General features: G+C 71.5%; 13 protein-coding genes. 4 read left to right on the plus strand and 9 right to left on the minus strand.

What is annotated here, in order from left to right; translation table 11 throughout:
- Nucleotides 1-35: 35 nt before the first annotated feature.
- Complete coding sequence (locus tag ACFWVV_RS07830; protein WP_384356445.1) at nucleotides 36-2,510, minus strand: glycoside hydrolase family 3 C-terminal domain-containing protein; 2,475 nt, start codon at nucleotides 2,508-2,510, stop codon at nucleotides 36-38.
- Between the two features lie 173 nt (nucleotides 2,511-2,683).
- Here ACFWVV_RS07830 and ACFWVV_RS07835 point away from each other — a divergent pair, with 173 nt between their 5' ends.
- Entirely contained in the window at nucleotides 2,684-3,703 is a 1,020-nt protein-coding gene (locus ACFWVV_RS07835) for a LacI family DNA-binding transcriptional regulator (protein ID WP_384356448.1), read from the plus strand.
- A 289-nt stretch (nucleotides 3,704-3,992) separates the two neighbouring features.
- A complete protein-coding gene (locus ACFWVV_RS07840) occupies nucleotides 3,993-7,367 on the plus strand; it encodes a CARDB domain-containing protein (protein WP_384356451.1) in 3,375 nt (1,124 codons plus the stop codon).
- A 212-nt stretch (nucleotides 7,368-7,579) separates the two neighbouring features.
- Here the strand turns inward: ACFWVV_RS07840 and ACFWVV_RS07845 are convergent, their stop codons facing one another.
- Nucleotides 7,580-8,203: an ADP-ribosyltransferase gene (locus ACFWVV_RS07845; protein WP_384356454.1), complete on the minus strand. Its 624-nt coding sequence runs from the start codon at nucleotides 8,201-8,203 to the stop codon at nucleotides 7,580-7,582.
- 240 nt (nucleotides 8,204-8,443) lie between these two features.
- A complete protein-coding gene (locus ACFWVV_RS07850; RefSeq protein WP_384356457.1) occupies nucleotides 8,444-8,941 on the minus strand; it encodes a MarR family winged helix-turn-helix transcriptional regulator in 498 nt (165 codons plus the stop codon).
- A 39-nt stretch (nucleotides 8,942-8,980) separates the two neighbouring features.
- Here ACFWVV_RS07850 and ACFWVV_RS07855 point away from each other — a divergent pair, with 39 nt between their 5' ends.
- Entirely contained in the window at nucleotides 8,981-10,456 is a 1,476-nt protein-coding gene (locus ACFWVV_RS07855) for an MFS transporter (RefSeq protein ID WP_384356460.1), read from the plus strand.
- A gap of 83 nt (nucleotides 10,457-10,539) precedes the next feature.
- Here the strand turns inward: ACFWVV_RS07855 and ACFWVV_RS07860 are convergent, their stop codons facing one another.
- The 6 genes from ACFWVV_RS07860 to ACFWVV_RS07885 all read right to left on the minus strand — a co-directional run bounded on the left by ACFWVV_RS07860 (nucleotide 10,540) and on the right by ACFWVV_RS07885 (nucleotide 15,305).
- Nucleotides 10,540-10,887: a MerR family transcriptional regulator gene (locus tag ACFWVV_RS07860; protein WP_384356463.1), complete on the minus strand. Its 348-nt coding sequence runs from the start codon at nucleotides 10,885-10,887 to the stop codon at nucleotides 10,540-10,542.
- Nucleotides 10,888-11,556: 669 nt separating this feature from the next.
- Nucleotides 11,557-12,216 (minus strand): class F sortase, encoded by a 660-nt coding sequence (locus tag ACFWVV_RS07865; protein ID WP_384356467.1) that lies wholly within the window; start codon nucleotides 12,214-12,216, stop codon nucleotides 11,557-11,559.
- A gap of 172 nt (nucleotides 12,217-12,388) precedes the next feature.
- The gene (locus tag ACFWVV_RS07870; RefSeq protein ID WP_384357970.1) at nucleotides 12,389-12,826 is read right to left on the minus strand and encodes a hypothetical protein; all 438 of its coding nucleotides are present in this window, start codon (nucleotides 12,824-12,826) and stop codon (nucleotides 12,389-12,391) included.
- A gap of 416 nt (nucleotides 12,827-13,242) precedes the next feature.
- Nucleotides 13,243-14,106 (minus strand): TIGR03619 family F420-dependent LLM class oxidoreductase, encoded by an 864-nt coding sequence (locus ACFWVV_RS07875; RefSeq protein WP_384357968.1) that lies wholly within the window; start codon nucleotides 14,104-14,106, stop codon nucleotides 13,243-13,245.
- A gap of 137 nt (nucleotides 14,107-14,243) precedes the next feature.
- Complete coding sequence (locus ACFWVV_RS07880) at nucleotides 14,244-14,789, minus strand: GNAT family N-acetyltransferase (RefSeq protein ID WP_384357966.1); 546 nt, start codon at nucleotides 14,787-14,789, stop codon at nucleotides 14,244-14,246.
- A gap of 144 nt (nucleotides 14,790-14,933) precedes the next feature.
- Nucleotides 14,934-15,305, minus strand: a complete 372-nt coding sequence (locus ACFWVV_RS07885) for an ArsR/SmtB family transcription factor (protein WP_384357964.1) — start codon at nucleotides 15,303-15,305, stop codon at nucleotides 14,934-14,936.
- Nucleotides 15,306-15,364: 59 nt separating this feature from the next.
- On the opposite strand from ACFWVV_RS07885, the gene ACFWVV_RS07890 reads away from it, so the two are divergent.
- Nucleotides 15,365-16,090 (plus strand): response regulator transcription factor, encoded by a 726-nt coding sequence (locus ACFWVV_RS07890; RefSeq protein WP_384357962.1) that lies wholly within the window; start codon nucleotides 15,365-15,367, stop codon nucleotides 16,088-16,090.
- Nucleotides 16,091-16,155 lie beyond the last annotated feature (65 nt).

Below are 16,155 nucleotides of genomic sequence, written 5' to 3' on the forward strand. Positions count from 1 at the left end.
GTACCGGGCGTACGGGAGCGCTCTCCCGGCGGTCCTCACCCGCGTACGCCCGAAGTCCCGGGGCAGTGCGCCTCGGAGGTCAGGGGCAGGTTCCCGGCCGACGGTCCCACGAGCACCTGGAAGGTGCCGGGTTCGGTCCGCCAGCCGTGGTCCTCCGGTGACCAGTGGCGCAGTGCCCGTGCCGGCACACGTACCGGCACGGTGACCGCCGCACCCGGTTGCGCCCGGGCGGACGCGTACCCGGCGAGCCACCGCGACGGGCGCTCGACCGCCGAACCCGGCCGTGCCAGATAGACCTGCACCACCTCCCGGCCCGCCCGTGGCCCGGTGTTGCGCAGGGTTACGGAGACGGTGAACGCGTCGTCGTCCCACGCGCGGCCCCCGGCATGCCCGCCCTCCCGGGCGGACACCGTCATGCCCTCGTACGCCCACGTCGTGTAGCCCAGGCCGTGGCCGAACCAGTACGCGGGTGCGCGGTCCGCGCGCAGCCAGGCCCGGTGTCCGACGTGCAGGCCCTCCTCGTACCGCAGTACGCCGTTCTCGGGCGTCGTCGCGGTGACGGGTACGTCGGTGAGGGCGGCGCCCCAGGTGGTGGGCAGCCGGCCGCCCGGCTCGGTGCGGCCGAACAGGACGTCGGCGAGACCGGTGCCGCCCTCCTGGCCGGGGAACCAGGTCAGGAGTACCGCCGCGGCCTCCTCGCGCCACGGCATCTCGACCGGGCCGCCGGTGTTGACCACCACCACGGTGCGCGGGTTGGCGGCGGTCACCGCCCGGACGAGCGCGTCCTGGGAGGCGGGCAGGGCGAGGTGCGTGCGGTCGTGCCCCTCGGACTCGCTCTCCTCGGGGGTGCCCACCACCACCACGGCCGCATCGGCCGTGCGCGCCGCCCCTGCCGCTTCCGCGAGTGCCGTTCCGGGGTCGGGCAGCGGCGGGGAGGCGGTCAGCAGGGTGGCCCTGCCGGTGTCGTGGGCGAGTTCGCGGCGGGCCACCACGTGCACGGGCCGCCCGGCCACGAGCTCGGTCCGCCCGTACTGGCAGGGCGGGTTGACGTGCACCACGGCGGGATCGTCGGTGGTGCGCGGGAACCCGCCGCGGACCAGGGTCCGCCCGTCGACGCTCAGGCTCATCAGGCCGAACCCGCCGACGCCGAACGTCCACTCCCCGCCCGCCGCGGGCACCAGCCGCGCGCTGATCTCGACCGTGTGGGCTCCGGGCGGCAGCGGCGGCTCCAACTGCCGCCCGGAGAGCCGGTGTCCGGCGTAGAGCTCCCGTCCCCGCGCGTCGAGCACCCGCAGCAGGACGCCGGGGCGCCCTTCCCGCGGGTCGACGCACTCCCGGCCGTCCAGCGGCGGCGGGGACGCCGGCACGGGTCCCGGTGCGTGGAGCACGCGCACGCCGGGGCCGAGGGCGGCGCGGATGCCGTCGAGCGGAGTCGTCACGTGGTGCGGGTAGAGGCCGGCGCTGCCGCCGCCCTGGGCGCGGGGCCGCTCGGCATGCGCCCCGATCACCGCGAGGGTGCGCAGGCGGGCGGGGTCCAGCGGCAGCACGCCGTCGTTGCGCAACAGGACCGTGCTCGCGGCGACCGCATGCCGCAGCAGGCCGCGCACCGCGTGCGGTGGCGGTGCGGCCGGGGCCGGTGGGGCGGTCGGGGCAGGGTGGAGTGCTCCGGCCCGGTCGGCGAGGCGCAGCAGGCGGCGCACCTTGTCGTCAACAACGGCCTCCGGTACGACGCCGTCCCGTACCGCCCGCACGAGGGCGTCCCCCCAGGGGCCTTCGGGTCCCGGCATGACGAGGTCCTGCCCGGCACGTGCCGACGCCACGGTGGAACGGACCGCGCCCCAGTCGGACACGACGGCTCCGTCGAAGCCCCACTCCCGCTTGAGGATGTCGTCCAGCAGGGGATTTTCGGTCATCGTGCGGCCGTTGAGACCGTTGTAGCCGGTCATCACGAGCCTGACGCCGGCCAGGACCGCTGCCTCGAAGGGAGCGAGGCAGACCTCGCGCAGGGCGCGTTCCCCGATGCGGACGTCGACGGTCAGCCGGTCGGTCTCGGAGTCGTTGGCGGCGAAGTGCTTGGCGGTGGCGGCGACGCCGTGCGCCTGGATGCCCCGGATCAGAGCGGCTCCGGTGCGGCCGGTGAGTTCGGGGTCCTCGGAGAAACACTCGAAGTGGCGGCCGCCGAGCGGTGAGCGGTGCAGGTTGAGCGTGGGTGCGAGGACGACGTCCACGCCCTTGCGCCGGGCCTCGGCCGCCAGCACCCCGCCGAGGTGCTCGACGAGTTCCTCGTCCCACAGGGCGCCGAGTGCCGAGGCGGAGGGCAGCAGGACGGACGTGTCGCTCTCGTCCCAGGCCTCGCCCCGCACCCCCGCCGGGCCGTCGGACATCGTCATCTCCCGCAGCCCCACGGCGGGTTCGGCGGCGGTGCGCCAGGTGGTCGCGCCGGTGAGCAGGCGCACCTTCTGGGGCAGGTCCAGCTTGTCGAGCAGTCGGGCGAGCTCTTCTTCCGTCATCCGTCCCCCTTCCGGAGCACTCCTCGGAGAGCGCTCTCCGAGAGGATGACCATGCCGTCCCCGGCTTGTCAACGCACCTGCGGACCGCACCGGGAAAGCCTCCGGCGGGCGCAGCTCGAAGGACGGCACGGATTGCGCAATTCGCTTGCATCGCTTGCGTTAGGCTTGCGTGTATGACGCGACGACTTGCCCAGGTGGCCAAGAAGGTGGGGGTCAGCGAGGCCACGGTCAGCCGTGTGCTCAACGGCAAACCGGGTGTTTCGGAGCTGACCCGCCAGTCCGTGCTGACCGCCCTGGACGTGCTGGGATACGAGCGTCCCACCCAGCTGCGGGGCGAGCGCGCCCGCCTGGTCGGTCTCGTCCTGCCCGAGCTCCAGAACCCCATCTTCCCCGCCTTCGCGGAGGTGATCGGGGGCGCGCTGGCCCAGCAGGGCCTGACGCCGGTGCTGTGCACCCAGACCAAGGGCGGGGTCTCGGAGGCGGACTACGTCGACCTGCTGCTCCAGCAGCAGGTCTCCGGGGTGGTCTTCGTCGGAGGTCTGTTCGCCCAGGCGGACGCGCCGCACGACCACTACCGGCTGCTGGCGGAGCGTCAGGTCCCGGTGGTGCTGGTCAACGCACCCATCGAGGGGCTCGACTTCCCCTGTGTCTCCTGTGACGACGCGGTGGCCGTCGAGCAGGCGTGGCGCCATCTGGTGTCCCTCGGGCACGAGCGGATCGGCCTGCTGCTGGGGCCCGCCGACCACATTCCGTCGCGGCGCAAGCTGGACGCCGCACGGGCCGTGGCACGGGCGGCCGGCGCCGGGCCCGCCGAGGAGTTCGTCGAGCGCTCGATGTTCTCCCTGGAAGGCGGCCAGGCATCCGCGGCCCGTCTGCTGGAACGCGGGGTGACGGGCATCGTGTGCGCGAGCGACCCGCTGGCGCTGGGGGCGATCAGGGCCGCCCGCCGCCGGGGCCTCAACGTACCCGCCGACGTCTCGGTCGTCGGGTTCGACGACTCCGCCTTCATGAACTGCACCGACCCCTCCCTGTCCACGGTGCGCCAGCCCATCGAGGCGATGGGGCGTGCCGCCGTGGAGCTGCTGTGCGCCCAGATCCAGGGGGCGCAGACGCACCAGGGCGAGCTTCTCTTCGAGCCGGAACTCGTCGTCCGCGGCTCGACGGCACAACCGCCGGCCGCGCCGCCCCCGTAGGCCTACCGCGCACGTGCCCCATTGGGCAGCCCCCTCAACACGGCCCGGCCCCGCCGACGTCGGCATGCTTGACATGAGCATGTCACTCACCACCTGCGGCAACCCTCCCTCTCCCCTCACGCACCTGTCCCGTCCGTTGACAAAGCGGGGCCCCGGTAGAAACCTGTCACCTCAGCAACGCAAAAACTTGACTGAATCACTCAAAACAATCAGGTAGTCGTTGCAGATTCCCCTTGAGCTCTCTCACGTTCCTGACCGGAACTCCCGTCATCTTGAAACAGAGGCCATCATGAGATGGAGACATCAGGGTTTACGGCTGCTCGTCGGCACGGTGACAGCCGCCCTCCTCACGCTCGGGCTGCTGCCCACCCCCGCGCAGGCGGCGGAAGGCCCCAATCTGGCGCTCGGCAGATCGGCGACGGCCGGTGGCGCGCACGGCGCCCATCCCGCCGCCCATGTCACCGACGGCAGCCAGCTGTCGTACTGGGAAGGTCCCGCGGGCGTCTTCCCGCAGTGGGTCCAGGTCGATCTGGGCAGCAGCGTCCGGGTGGAGCGCATCGCGCTGAAGCTGCCCCTCGCCTGGGAGTCGCGCCGCCAGACCCTGAGCGTCCAGGGCGGCACCGACGGCACCGCGTTCACCGATCTCGCCGCTTCCGCCGTCCGCACCTTCGACCCGTCCGGGGCGAACACGGTGAGCATCGCCGTCACCCCCGCGACGGTGCGGTTCGTACGGGTACGGGTGAGCGCCAACTCCGGCTGGAGCGCGGCGCAGCTCTCCGAGCTGGAGGTGTACGGGCAAGCCGGCCAGGACCCGGGGAACCCGCCGACGAACGGCACCAACCTGGCGCGCAACAAGCCGATCGAGGCGACCTCGACCACCCAGACGTACGTCGCCACGCACGCCAACGACGACAGCGTCACCTCCTACTGGGAGTCCGCCGGGTTCCCCGCGAGCCTGACCGTGAAGCTCGGTGCCAACGCCGACGTGGACGCCGTGGTCGTCAAGCTGAACCCCGCCCAGGAGTGGGCGGCGCGGACGCAGGGAATCCAGGTCCTCGGCCGTGAGCAGTCGGCCTCCGGCTTCACCTCCCTCAAGGCACGGGCGGACTACGCCTTCAGCCCGTCCGCGGGACAGAACACCGTCACCATCCCGGTGAGCGGGCGTTACGCGGATCTGCGGCTGACCTTCTTCTCCAACACGGGCGCACCCGGTGCCCAGGTCGCGGAGTTCCAGGTGGTGGGGGCGGCCGCGCCGAACCCCGATCTGGTGGTCACCGAGCTGACCTGGTCCCCGGCCGCGCCGTCCGAGTCCGACGAGGTGACGGTCCACGCGCTGGTGCGCAACACCGGTAGCGCCGCGTCCCCCGCCACCACGGTGAACGTCAGCGTGGAGGGCACGGTGGCCGGTTCTGCCCCGGTGGCCGCGCTCGCCGCCGGAGCCTCGGCGACAGTGCCACTCAAGGTCGGCAAGCGGCCCATGGGTGCGTACACCGTCTCGGCGGTGGTGGACCCCACCGACACCGTCGCGGAGCAGGACAACAGCAACAACAGCCGCACGGCGGCCACCAAGCTGACGGTGGGTCAGAGTCCGGGGCCCGACCTGCGGGTCACGGGCATCACGTCCAGCCCGGCCGCGCCCGCGGTCGGTACGCCGGTCGGCTTCACCGTGGCGGTGCACAACCGCGGCACCACCGCCGTACCGGCGGGCACGGTCACCCGGCTGACCGCCGGTACGACCACGCTGAACGGCACCGCGGGCGCGATCGCGGCGGGAGCCACCGTCCAGGTGCCGCTCACCGGTACGTGGACGGCCACCGGCGGCGGCGTCACCCTGACCGCCACGGCCGACGCCACGGGCACGGTCGCCGAGACCGACGAGAACAACAACGTGTTCGCCCGGTCCCTCGTGGTCGGGCGCGGCGCGGCCGTGCCGTACACGGAGTACGAGGCCGAGGACGCCCGTTACCAGGGCACGCTCCTCACCGCCGACCGGAAGCGGACCTTCGGGCACACCAACTTCGCCACCGAGTCCTCGGGACGCCAGTCGGTACGGCTGGACTCCACGGGCCAGTTCGTGGAGTTCACCGCCACCGGTGCCGCCAACTCGATCGTCGTACGCAACTCCGTCCCCGACGCCCCGGCGGGCGGTGGCGCGGAGGCGACGATCAGTCTGTACGTCGACGGCACCTTCTTACGGAAGCTGACCCTGTCCTCCAAGCACAGCTGGCTGTACGGGACGACGGACGACCCCGAGGGGCTGAGCAACACCCCCAAGGCGGACGCGCGGCGCCTGTTCGACGAGTCCCACGCGCTGCTGTCGCAGACGTATCCGGCGGGGACGAAGTTCCGGCTCCAGCGGGACGCCGGTGACTCCGCGGCGTTCCACATCATCGACCTGGTGGACCTGGAGCAGGTCGCCCCGCCGGCCGCGAAGCCGGCGGAGTGCACCTCGATCACTGCCTACGGCGCGGTGCCGAACGACGGCATCGACGACACGGTCGCCCTCCAGCGGGCGGTGACCGCCGACCAGAAGGGCGAGATCGCCTGCGTCTGGATTCCGGCGGGCCAGTGGCGCCAGGAGCAGAAGATCCTCACCGACGACCCGCTGAACCGCGGGCAGTTCAACACGGTGGGCATCCGTGACGTGACGATCCGCGGCGCGGGCATGTGGCACTCCCAGCTGTACACCCTCACGCCGCCGCACGAGGCGGGCGGCATCAACCACCCGCACGAGGGAAACTTCGGCTTCGACATCGACGACAACACGAAGATCTCCGACCTCGCGATCTTCGGCTCCGGCACCATCCGCGGCGGCGACGGCAACCACGAGGGCGGGGTCGGCCTCAACGGGCGGTTCGGCAAGAACACCAGAATCGACAACGTGTGGATCGAGCACGCGAACGTCGGGGTGTGGGCCGGACGGGACTACTCCAACATTCCGGAGCTCTGGGGCCCGGGCGACGGTGTGCAGTTCACCGGAATGCGGATCCGCAACACCTACGCCGACGGCATCAACTTCGCCAACGGCACCCGCAACTCGACCGTGTACAACTCATCGTTCCGCAACAACGGTGACGACGCGCTGGCGGTCTGGGCCAGCAAGTATGTGAAGGACACGGCGGTCGACATCGGCCACGACAACCACTTCCGCAACAACACCGTCCAGCTGCCCTGGCGGGCCAACGGCATCGCCATTTACGGCGGTTACGGCAACACCATCGAGAACAACGTGATCGCGGACACCATGAACTACCCCGGCATCATGCTGGCCACCGACCACGATCCGCTGCCGTTCTCGGGGCAGACCCTCATCGCCAACAACGCGCTGCACCGCACGGGCGGCGCCTTCTGGAACGAGGACCAGGAGTTCGGGGCCATCACCCTGTTCGCCCAGGGCCCAGACATCCCCGGCGTCACCATCAGGGACACCGACATCCACGACTCGACGTACGACGGCATCCAGTTCAAGACAGGAGGCGGCACGATGCCGGGCGTGAAGATCCAGAACGTCCGCATCGACAAGTCGAACAACGGCTCCGGCATCCTCGCGATGAGTGGCGCCCGGGGCAGCGCGACGCTCACGGACGTCACCGTGACCGGCTCGGCCGAAGGGGACGTCATGATCGAGCCCGGCTCGCAGTTCGTCCTCAACAGGACGCCCTGACCGCCCGGTTCGGCGAGCTTCCCGTGCCCGCGGCCTTCGCCGCGGGCACGGGAACGCTGTTTCTACGGCGCGGTCCCCCGCGGGTACTCAGGGCGCCGTGCGGTCCCTCACGGTCCGCTGCCAGGCCGGGGCGGGCTCCTCCTGCTCGGCCGGGAGGGGGTGACGCTGGTGGCTCGGCCCATCCGCGCCCACCCCCTCCTCCAGCCGGCGGCTCAGGCAGCCTCAGGCGCCCGGTACTTGGGGTTGCTCCTGCAGGCCGACATGATCTCTGTCCTGGTCTCCTTGTCGATCGGACACACGCCGATGATGAACTCGGACCTGATCCCGCCCGGGAAGGCGACCTCGACCTGGTCGGCGAACTTGTGGTCGTCCCCGATGGTCCTGTTGACGTCGATGCCGCCCGGAGCGTCGATGTAGTAGTTGAAGGCTCCGTTCTTCATCCACCGCACCCACTGCTTGAACAGGTCGTGGTCGTAGGACGTGGAGACGAAGGGGGAAGGCTGGTTCTTCAGGACGTACTTCTCGATGTCGTACTGGCCGTTGACCTCCTTGGGGCGGAAGCCTTCGACGAAGACGACCTCGGGGCCACGTCCGTCGGCCCGGTAGAGGGTGCCGCAGCTCTCGCGGACCACCGGCTTCGGGGTGATGCGGGAGAACTTCACCGTCTTGTCCACCGCCGCGGTCATCGGGTCGAAGACCTGCGGGCAGGCTGGCGGCGCCGCGGCGGCACGAGCGGGCGTGGGTGAGGCGGCCGTCGGGGCGGTGAGCAGGGCGGACAGGGACAGGACCACGGCAGGCAGGACAACGACCCGGCGGCGGGAGCGAATTGAGATCATGAGGGACACCTTCGCGGCCCGCCGGGGGCGGGCCGCGCAACTCACCCGAAGGTGAGCGTGTCAGGGCACACCTGTTACGGCGGGGTGCACCTGTTACGGCGGCGGCGCCGCCCGCGCGACGTGGCACCGCGTCAAACGCGATCTCCCGGAACTACGCCCAACCATCCGCTCCGAGCCCGTAGCTGCTCCTGATGCGGTCGAACATGCGCGGCTCCCGTGCGCGCCGGTACGGCCCTTCCGTCAAGCGTGCCCGGGCAGCGTTGCGGCGAGTCGTACGAGCAGGTCCGCAAGCCGGCTCTGCTCGTCCGCACCGAGGCCGGAGAGAAGCCGGCGCTGGTTGTCCAGGTGGACGGCGATGAGCTCGTCGGCCAGTTCGACGCCCTTCGCGGTGAGAGCGACGAGGCGTCCGCGGGAATCGCTCTCGTCGACGGACCTGCTGACCAGGCCCCGGCTTTCGAGCCTGTCCACCCGCTTGCTGATCGCTCCGGTCGTGACCAGGACGGTGCGGCTGAGCTCGCCCGCGGACAGCGCGTACGGCTCCCCCGCGCGCCGGAGCGCCGCCAGTACGTCGAAGTCACCGCTCCCCAGGCCCGCGTCCCGGAAGGGCGGGCGCAGCTGTTGGTCCAGCGCGTTCGCGAGGCGGAAGAGCCGCCCCATGACGAGCATCGGTGTCGCATCCAGGTCGGGGCGCTCTCGTTTCCACTGTTCGACGATGGCGTCGATGGCATCGGTCTGCATGCCTTCACCTTATCTTCCACGGATGATAAATTACCTTCCATGGAAGATGAATCCGTTTCCCGCGCCTCGGCTTCCGCTGATCCGGCGGTCCGCACCCGGCGCCGGCTGATCGCCGCGAGCTTGGTCAGCTCGATCGGCGACGGCATCTACGTGCCGCTGACGATGCTGTTCGTCCACTCGCTCACGGGCCTGTCCCTGACGTCGATCGGCGCGGGGCTGACGGTCGCCGGGCTCTGCGCCCTGCTGTTCATGCCGGTCGCGGGCGTCCTCATCGACCGGTTCAGCGGCCGTCATGTACTCATCGGCGTCCTTGCGATGCGTGCCGCCGGTTTCGCCGCGTACCCCTTCGCCGACTCCTATCCGGCCTTCGTGGCCATCGCCCTCGTCGTCGCGGTGGGCATGTGGGCCTCGTCGCCCAGCCAGCACGCCCTCATCGGCGAGATCGCCCGGGGCCCCGAGCGCGACCGGCTGCTGGCCTGGGACCGCAGCCTGCGCAATGCCGGCATGGGGTGCGGCAGCCTGGCGGCGGCGGGCATGCTGGCGTGGAACGGCAGCGCCGGTTTCATCGGGGCCGCCATGGCCCTGGCCGCGGTGTTCGCCCTCGCCGCTGTACTGGTGTCCCGGATTCCGGCCGTCCGGGGCGGGACCGAAATGCCCCGGGGCGCAGCCGCGCCGAGCGGGCCCGAAGCGCCTGGGACCGTGCCCGCTCCACGCGGGCCCGAGGCAGCCCGGGCGGTGGCCGACCGGTGGGGGCCCGACACTCCCCACGCCGTACCCGACCGGCGTGGGCCCCAGGCAGCCCTGGCTGTGACCGCACAGGGAGGGGCCGAGCCGGCGCTGAACCCCAGGGGCGGATACCGGCAGGTGCTCGCCGACCGCCCCTACCTGTTCCTCACCACCGCCAACTTCCTGATCGCCTTCGGCTACACCACCCAGGCCATCGCTCTGCCGATCTTCCTCACCCGTGACGTCGGCGTTCCCGGTGCACTGGCCGGAGTCGTGTTCGCCCTGAACACCGTCCTGGTCGCCGCGCTCGGCGTCCCCCTCGCGCGCCGGACCCTGCGCGGCAGACGCACCCGTACGGCCGCGGCCGGCGCGGGCATCTTCGCACTGTCCTTCGGCGCCTTCGCCGCCCTTCCCCACCTCACCGACGGCACCGGCGCCCTCGTCGCTGTCGTGGCGGTCGCGGTGCTCTACACCGCGGGTGAACTCGTCCACTCCGCTCCGTCGCAGAGCCTGTCCGTGCAGGCCGCCCCCGATCATCTGCGGGGCCGGTATCTGTCGGTCTACCAGCTCTCCTGGTCACTCTGCCGCACCCTCGCTCCCGTACTGCTGGGGTTCCTGCTCGACTCGGGGCAGTGGCAGCTGTGGACGGTTCTGGCGCTGATGGTGCTGGCAGGCGCCGCGATTCTGCTCTGTGCGGAGCGCGTACTCCCGGCGCACGTCGTCAGCGGCGGCACTACGAGGAGCGGACGGAAGGCCACCACCGGGACCGCTCCGGAGGTCGTGCCCTGATGGCCGAGAGCTCCATGGGCGAGGGCGCTGCCACCGGACGCACGCCGCGCCGCCACCCGCCGGGAATGCTCGGCCCCCAGCTCTCAGCCCTCCGCACCCGCTCCGGCCGGGCCCGCCGACTCCGCGGTGCGCCGGTACTGGGCGTTTATCCGCTGGGCCTCTTCGAGCTGGTCCTCGAGGATGATGATCCGGCAGGCCGCCTCGATGGGCGTGCCCTGGTCGACGAGTTCCCGGGCCCGGGCGGCGATGCGCAGCTGGTAGCGGGAGTAACGGCGGTGACCGCCCTGCGAGCGCAACGGGGTGATGAGGCGGGCGTCGCCGAGGGCGCGGAGGAAGCCCTGGGTGGTGCCGATCATCTCGGCGGCCCGGCCCATGGTGTAGGCGGGATAGTCGTCGTCATCGAGTCGGTCGTACGAGTTGTCTGCTGTCATGGGCACCTCTCCGTAAACGCGCTGGAGGGGCCCGGGTGCCATCTGGCACCCGGGCCCCGAAGGAACTGCTACACCATCTGCCGGCTCTGGCTCTGCGCCGGCTCTCTTTTTCCGCTGGCCCGACCGCTGTGGCCGGGGCGCGGGGATCGCGGTTGCTTGACCGGAGACCACCTCACTGTCGATGTCCTGCGGTACCCGGGCTCGGCCCGGGCGATCCCGATGGCGCTTCGCTCCTCCGTTCTTCCCTCTGTGATGCTGTGATCCACTGCGATTGCTGCTCGGTGCGCGCGCCCGCAGCCGACGCCTTCACCGAGGTACTGCTCACTCAACTGCGCTGCTGAGCACTTCACTTGCGGGTACTGCTACTCGGTACTGCTGGTGGCGGCCCCTGATCACTGCGGGCCACCCGGTCCGGCCGTCAGTCCCGTCACCGTCCTGCGACTTCCCTGGCTTCGGAACTCCACCGCCGCACCGTCCTGCGGGTACTGCTGTTGCGGGTAATGCCGCCCGGCAGTTCGTCTCTGCCGGGCCCTGCGGTCTCTCTGGCTACGAGAGAAACCATAACGAGGCCACTCCGCAATGTCTACTCCAGCGATGACAGATTTCCAGGTGTCGGGCAGAGAGGAATCAGAATCATCTCGACCCCACCGGCCGCACCGGCCGCACCGCTCAAGCGCGACCCGTCAGGTGGGCGAAGACGACCACGTTGCCCAGGTAGCGCCGGGTCTTCTTGTCGAAGCCGCCACCGCAGGTGATCAGGCGCAGCTGCGGTGTGTCCGAGGGGCCGTAGACCTTGGCATCGGGAAAGGCGTCGGCGGGGTAGACCTCGACGGCGTCGACGGTGAACACGGCAGTGATGCCGTCGGTGCGCGGGATGTGGATGGTGTTGCCCCTGACCAGGGATCCCAGGCCGTAGAACACGGCAGGGCCCTGGGCGGTGTCCACGTGCCCGGCGAGGATCGAGGTGCCCGCGGCGCCGGGGGGCGTGCCGTCCTGGTACCAGCCCGCGAGGTTGCGGTCGCTCTCCGGGGGCGATGCGATCCGCCCGTCGTCCTCCAGGGCGAGGCCCGTCAGCGGCGCGTCGACCTTCAGCTCCGGAATCACCACGCGCGAGGGGGTGACGGCGGGGAGCGGAGGGTGGGGGCGGGCGGCCTCGACGGGGTGTGCGTTGCCGCTGCCGAAGGCCTGGGCGGCGCCGGGCTGCGGTGGCGGGGGTGCCAGGTTCTCGTCGCTGAGGACGGTCAGTCCCCAGTAGAGCAGCACGAGGGCCACCGTGGTGCGGGCGGCCTTGTTCACTCGCTCCCGGAACCCGGGCGGAGTCTGCTCCACGCTTGCCCTGCTCTCTTACCGGCGGGCGCTCTCCTCCCGTGGTCTCCCGTAGGCAGGGATGAGCAGGCAGGGATGAGCGCTCTTCGTTCAGAAGGGGCGGCCGGGCCCGGCCGGTGCTTCCGCGGGACACGGGAGCACCGGCCGGGCCCGGTCCTTACCGGGTGTTGTCCGGTCAGACCTGGCCGTTGCCGCGGCGCCGGGTGAGCAGCAGCGCACCCGCGCCGAGAGCTGCGGCCACGCCGAGGCCGACGGTGATCTCGGTGCTGTTGTTGTCGCTGGTGCCGCCCACACCGGTGTGCATGGCCCCCCTGGGGTGCTTCTCCACGGGGTGGGTGGGGTTCATGACGGTGTCACCGCAGGCGCGCTGGGCCCCGGAGGCGAGCATGTTCGCGTTCTGCTCGGCCTCGTCGACCTGCTGCTTCAGCGACTTGTCGCCGTCTTCGTACTGCTTCTTGACCGCCTTGTAGTCGTCCTCGGCCTCCAGGGCCATCGACTTGGCCTCCTCGCAACCGGAGGGAGCGGCCTGGGCGGCGTGTGCGGTGAGCGGGGCCGCGGCGAGAAGGACGGTGCCGGCCAGGACGGTGCCGGTGGCTATCTTCAGCGAACGCAAGGAAATGACCTCCAGGAAGCCCGGGGCGGCACCTGTGCACCGCGCCGGTGGATCGGGCTCACCCTCCGAGCAGAAGGCCCCCCGCCCGAGTCCGCATCCTGAGGTCCCGTCAGCCGTACCCGTGCGGCTCCGGCTGACGCCCTTTCACCGGCGGCGACTTCGCTGGTCGTCGCGGTACGCGCACCCGGGCGTGTCCTGGCCGGCACCGCTGCGGCCCCATGTCAAACGAGTGATGCGGCGGTCCCCGTGTCCCTCCTTCGCAGGTCCTGACCGGGGTGCCGGGCCGGATGGAGAGCCAGGGCGTTCGGCCCGGGCCCGCCGGCGACGAGCGTGCCAGGATGCCGCGCGACGGGTCCCTCTGCTGGGTGTACGGCTACGGGCGGGGTTGCGGCCGGACCCGTCTCGTGCGGGCGTGGTCATGACTGGTCCTGCGGGGTGGGCGGGGCCTGGAAGTGTGCGGCCACCGCGGCGAGGGACTGCCAGGCCGCGTGGGGGTGAGCCGTCTCGCGGGGGTCGCCCCGGTAGGTGTCGAGGACGACGGACTCGGCGCCCAGCAGCTTCAGTTGGGCGAGGTCGTCCATGATCTGGTCGAGGGTGCCCTCGCCGGCTAGCCGTTCCGGTCCGGTGACCGGTGCCGCGGTGGGCCGCAGGACGATCCGGGGGGCCAGGGCGGGGACGGGAAGGTGGTGCTCGTCCGCGTACGCCCGCATCCTGACCGCGGCCTCGCGCAGCCAAGGCAGGGTGGGACGCAGGGGGTGCCAGGCGTCGCCGAGCCGTACGGCCCGGCGCATGCCCGCGTCGCTGTTGCCGCCGACCCACACCGGGATGTCGCGCGTGCCGTACGCCGCGGTGTCCGTCCAGGCCGCCCGGATGTCCCGCAGGTGGTCGTCGGTCAGCTGCCCGCGCCGGGTGAAGGGCATGCCGAGTGCGGCGAACTCCTGCCGGGCCCAGCCCACGCCCACGCCGAGGACCAGGCGTCCGTCGCTCAGTTCGTTCAGATTGGCCGCCATCCGGGCGGTGAGCAGCGGGTGCCGGTAGGGCGCGATGAGGACGGTGGTGCCGAGCTGGATCCGGGTGGTGAGGCCGGCCAGCCAGGACAGGGTGGTGAAGGGCTCGTAGAAGGGTGCCGGATAGCGCTCGGCGACATCGGGCGTGACGGCGATGTGGTCCGAGACCATCAGCAGGTCGAAGCCCAGGCCTTCCACGGTCCTGGCCCAGTTCCGCAGGACTCCCGGGTCGGTGCCGGGGCCGAAGTTGAGGACGTTCACGCCGAGTTTCATGCACCCGAGCCTAGCCAGGCGCAGCGGGCCGCCAGAAGGGATTCCTGCCTGTCCAGGGGCGGTTGGGCCGTGGATCCACCGGTGATTCGGCGCCCTGACCGGGAGTCCTGGGGCGACGGGCCGGGGGCGGCAGTGCGCTAGGGGACGGCGGGGCTGCGGCGTTCCACGAGGACGACGTCGCGCCAGACACCGCGGTGCAGGCCGATCCGCTCGCGGGTGCCGATGATCCGGAAGCCGGCCCGCTCGTGCACGGCGAGACTGGCCGTGTTCTCGGGGAAGATCCCCGCCTGGATGGTCCAGATCCCGTCCCGCTCGGTGGAGTCGATCAGCGCCTTGAGGAGCGCCGAGGCGATGCCGCGGCCGCGGGCGGCGGGGTGGACGTAGACGGAGTGCTCGACCACGCCCGCGTACACGCACCGGTCCGAGACCCCGCTCGCCGCCACCCAGCCCCGTACCGCACCGCCCTCGTCCAGGGCGGCGAAGCGGTGCGCGGGCAGCTTCGAGGCGCAGAACGCCTCCCAGGTCGGCGGGCCGGTCTCGAAGGTGGCGTTGCCCTCCTCGATGCCCGCCCGGTAGATGTCCAGCACCTGCTCGGCGTGCTCCGCCGTCAGTGGTGCCACCACCGCACTCAGCGCCCCGCTCACCGCGTCCCCCTCGGTTCTCGTACGGCCGGTGCCGAACATACGGCCTCCCGGGCCTGTACGTACGAACTTCCGGACCTGAACGTACGGGCTTCCGGTCCTGAACGTACGGGCTTCCGGTCCTGAACGTACGGCCTTCCGGTCCTGAACGTACGGCCTTCCGGCTGCTGGATTCCCGTGTACGGGTCAGGACCCGGCCGGCATGGCCAGCAGTTTGCCCATCGCGGCGAGCACCGAAGGCTCGACCCGGTAGTACACCCAGGTGCCGCGCCGCTCGGAGGTGAGGAGCCCGGCCTCCTTCAGCTTCTTCAGGTGGTGCGACACCGTGGGCTGGGAGACACCGACGTCGGAGATGTCGCACACGCACGCCTCCCCGCCCTCGTGCGAGGCCACCGCGGAGAACAGCCGCAGCCGGACCGGGTCGCCCAGGGCCTTGAACATCCGCGCGGCCGTCTCGGCCTCGTCCGCGCTCATCGGGCGCTCGGTCAGCGGCGTGCAGCACGGCACCACGGCGGGCCCCGCGAGTTCGAGCGGCTCCAGCACCTTCGCATTCGACATGCGTCTATGTTGACACACATCGAACCAGCGCGGGATCGCTCGCCTGTACGCTCTGCCCCGTGTGCGCTCATGTGATCATCGCCGAGGACGACGAGAAGCAGGCCGAGCTCCTGCGCCGCTATCTCGAGCGCGAGGGCCATCACGTCACCGCCGTCGGGGACGGTCTCGCCACCTTGGAAGCCGTCCGGCAGGGGGAGCCCGACCTGCTCGTCCTCGACGTGATGATGCCCCGGGCGGACGGACTGGACGTGGTGCGCGTCCTGCGCGCCGAGCAGCGCGAGGTGCCCGTGCTGATGCTGACCGCCCGCTCCACCGAGGACGACCTGCTGCTCGGCCTCGACCTCGGTGCGGACGACTACGTCACCAAGCCCTACAGCCCCCGCGAGCTGATGGCCCGGGTGCGTACGCTGCTGCGCCGCACCCGGCGCCCGGCCGGCGAAACCCCCGCCGCCGACGGCGTGCTCACCGTGGGCGGGCTCGTGGTCGACCCCGTGCGGCACCTGGTGTCGGTGGACGGCCGCGCGGTGGAGTGCACGCCCGGAGAGTTCCGGGTGCTCGGCGCGCTCGCGGCCGAACCCGACCGGGTCTTCTCCCGTCAGCAGCTGCTCGCCGAACTGCACGGCTTCGACCGGTACATCAGCGACCGCACCGTCGACGTGCACGTCATGAACCTGCGCAAGAAGATCGAGCCCGCCCCGCGCCGGCCCACCCGGCTGCTCACCGTTTTCGGCGTCGGCTACAAGCTGACCGACCCGGCCGGGGCGGCGGCCAGTGCGTCCTCGTAGGAACCGTCCGCGCGGCCACCAGGAGACCGCCGCGGCATCACCGCCCACGGCGGCGCAACAGCCCA

This window comes from Streptomyces sp. NPDC058663 (assembly GCF_042716745.1).
Classification (GTDB): Bacteria; Actinomycetota; Actinomycetes; order Streptomycetales; family Streptomycetaceae; genus Streptomyces.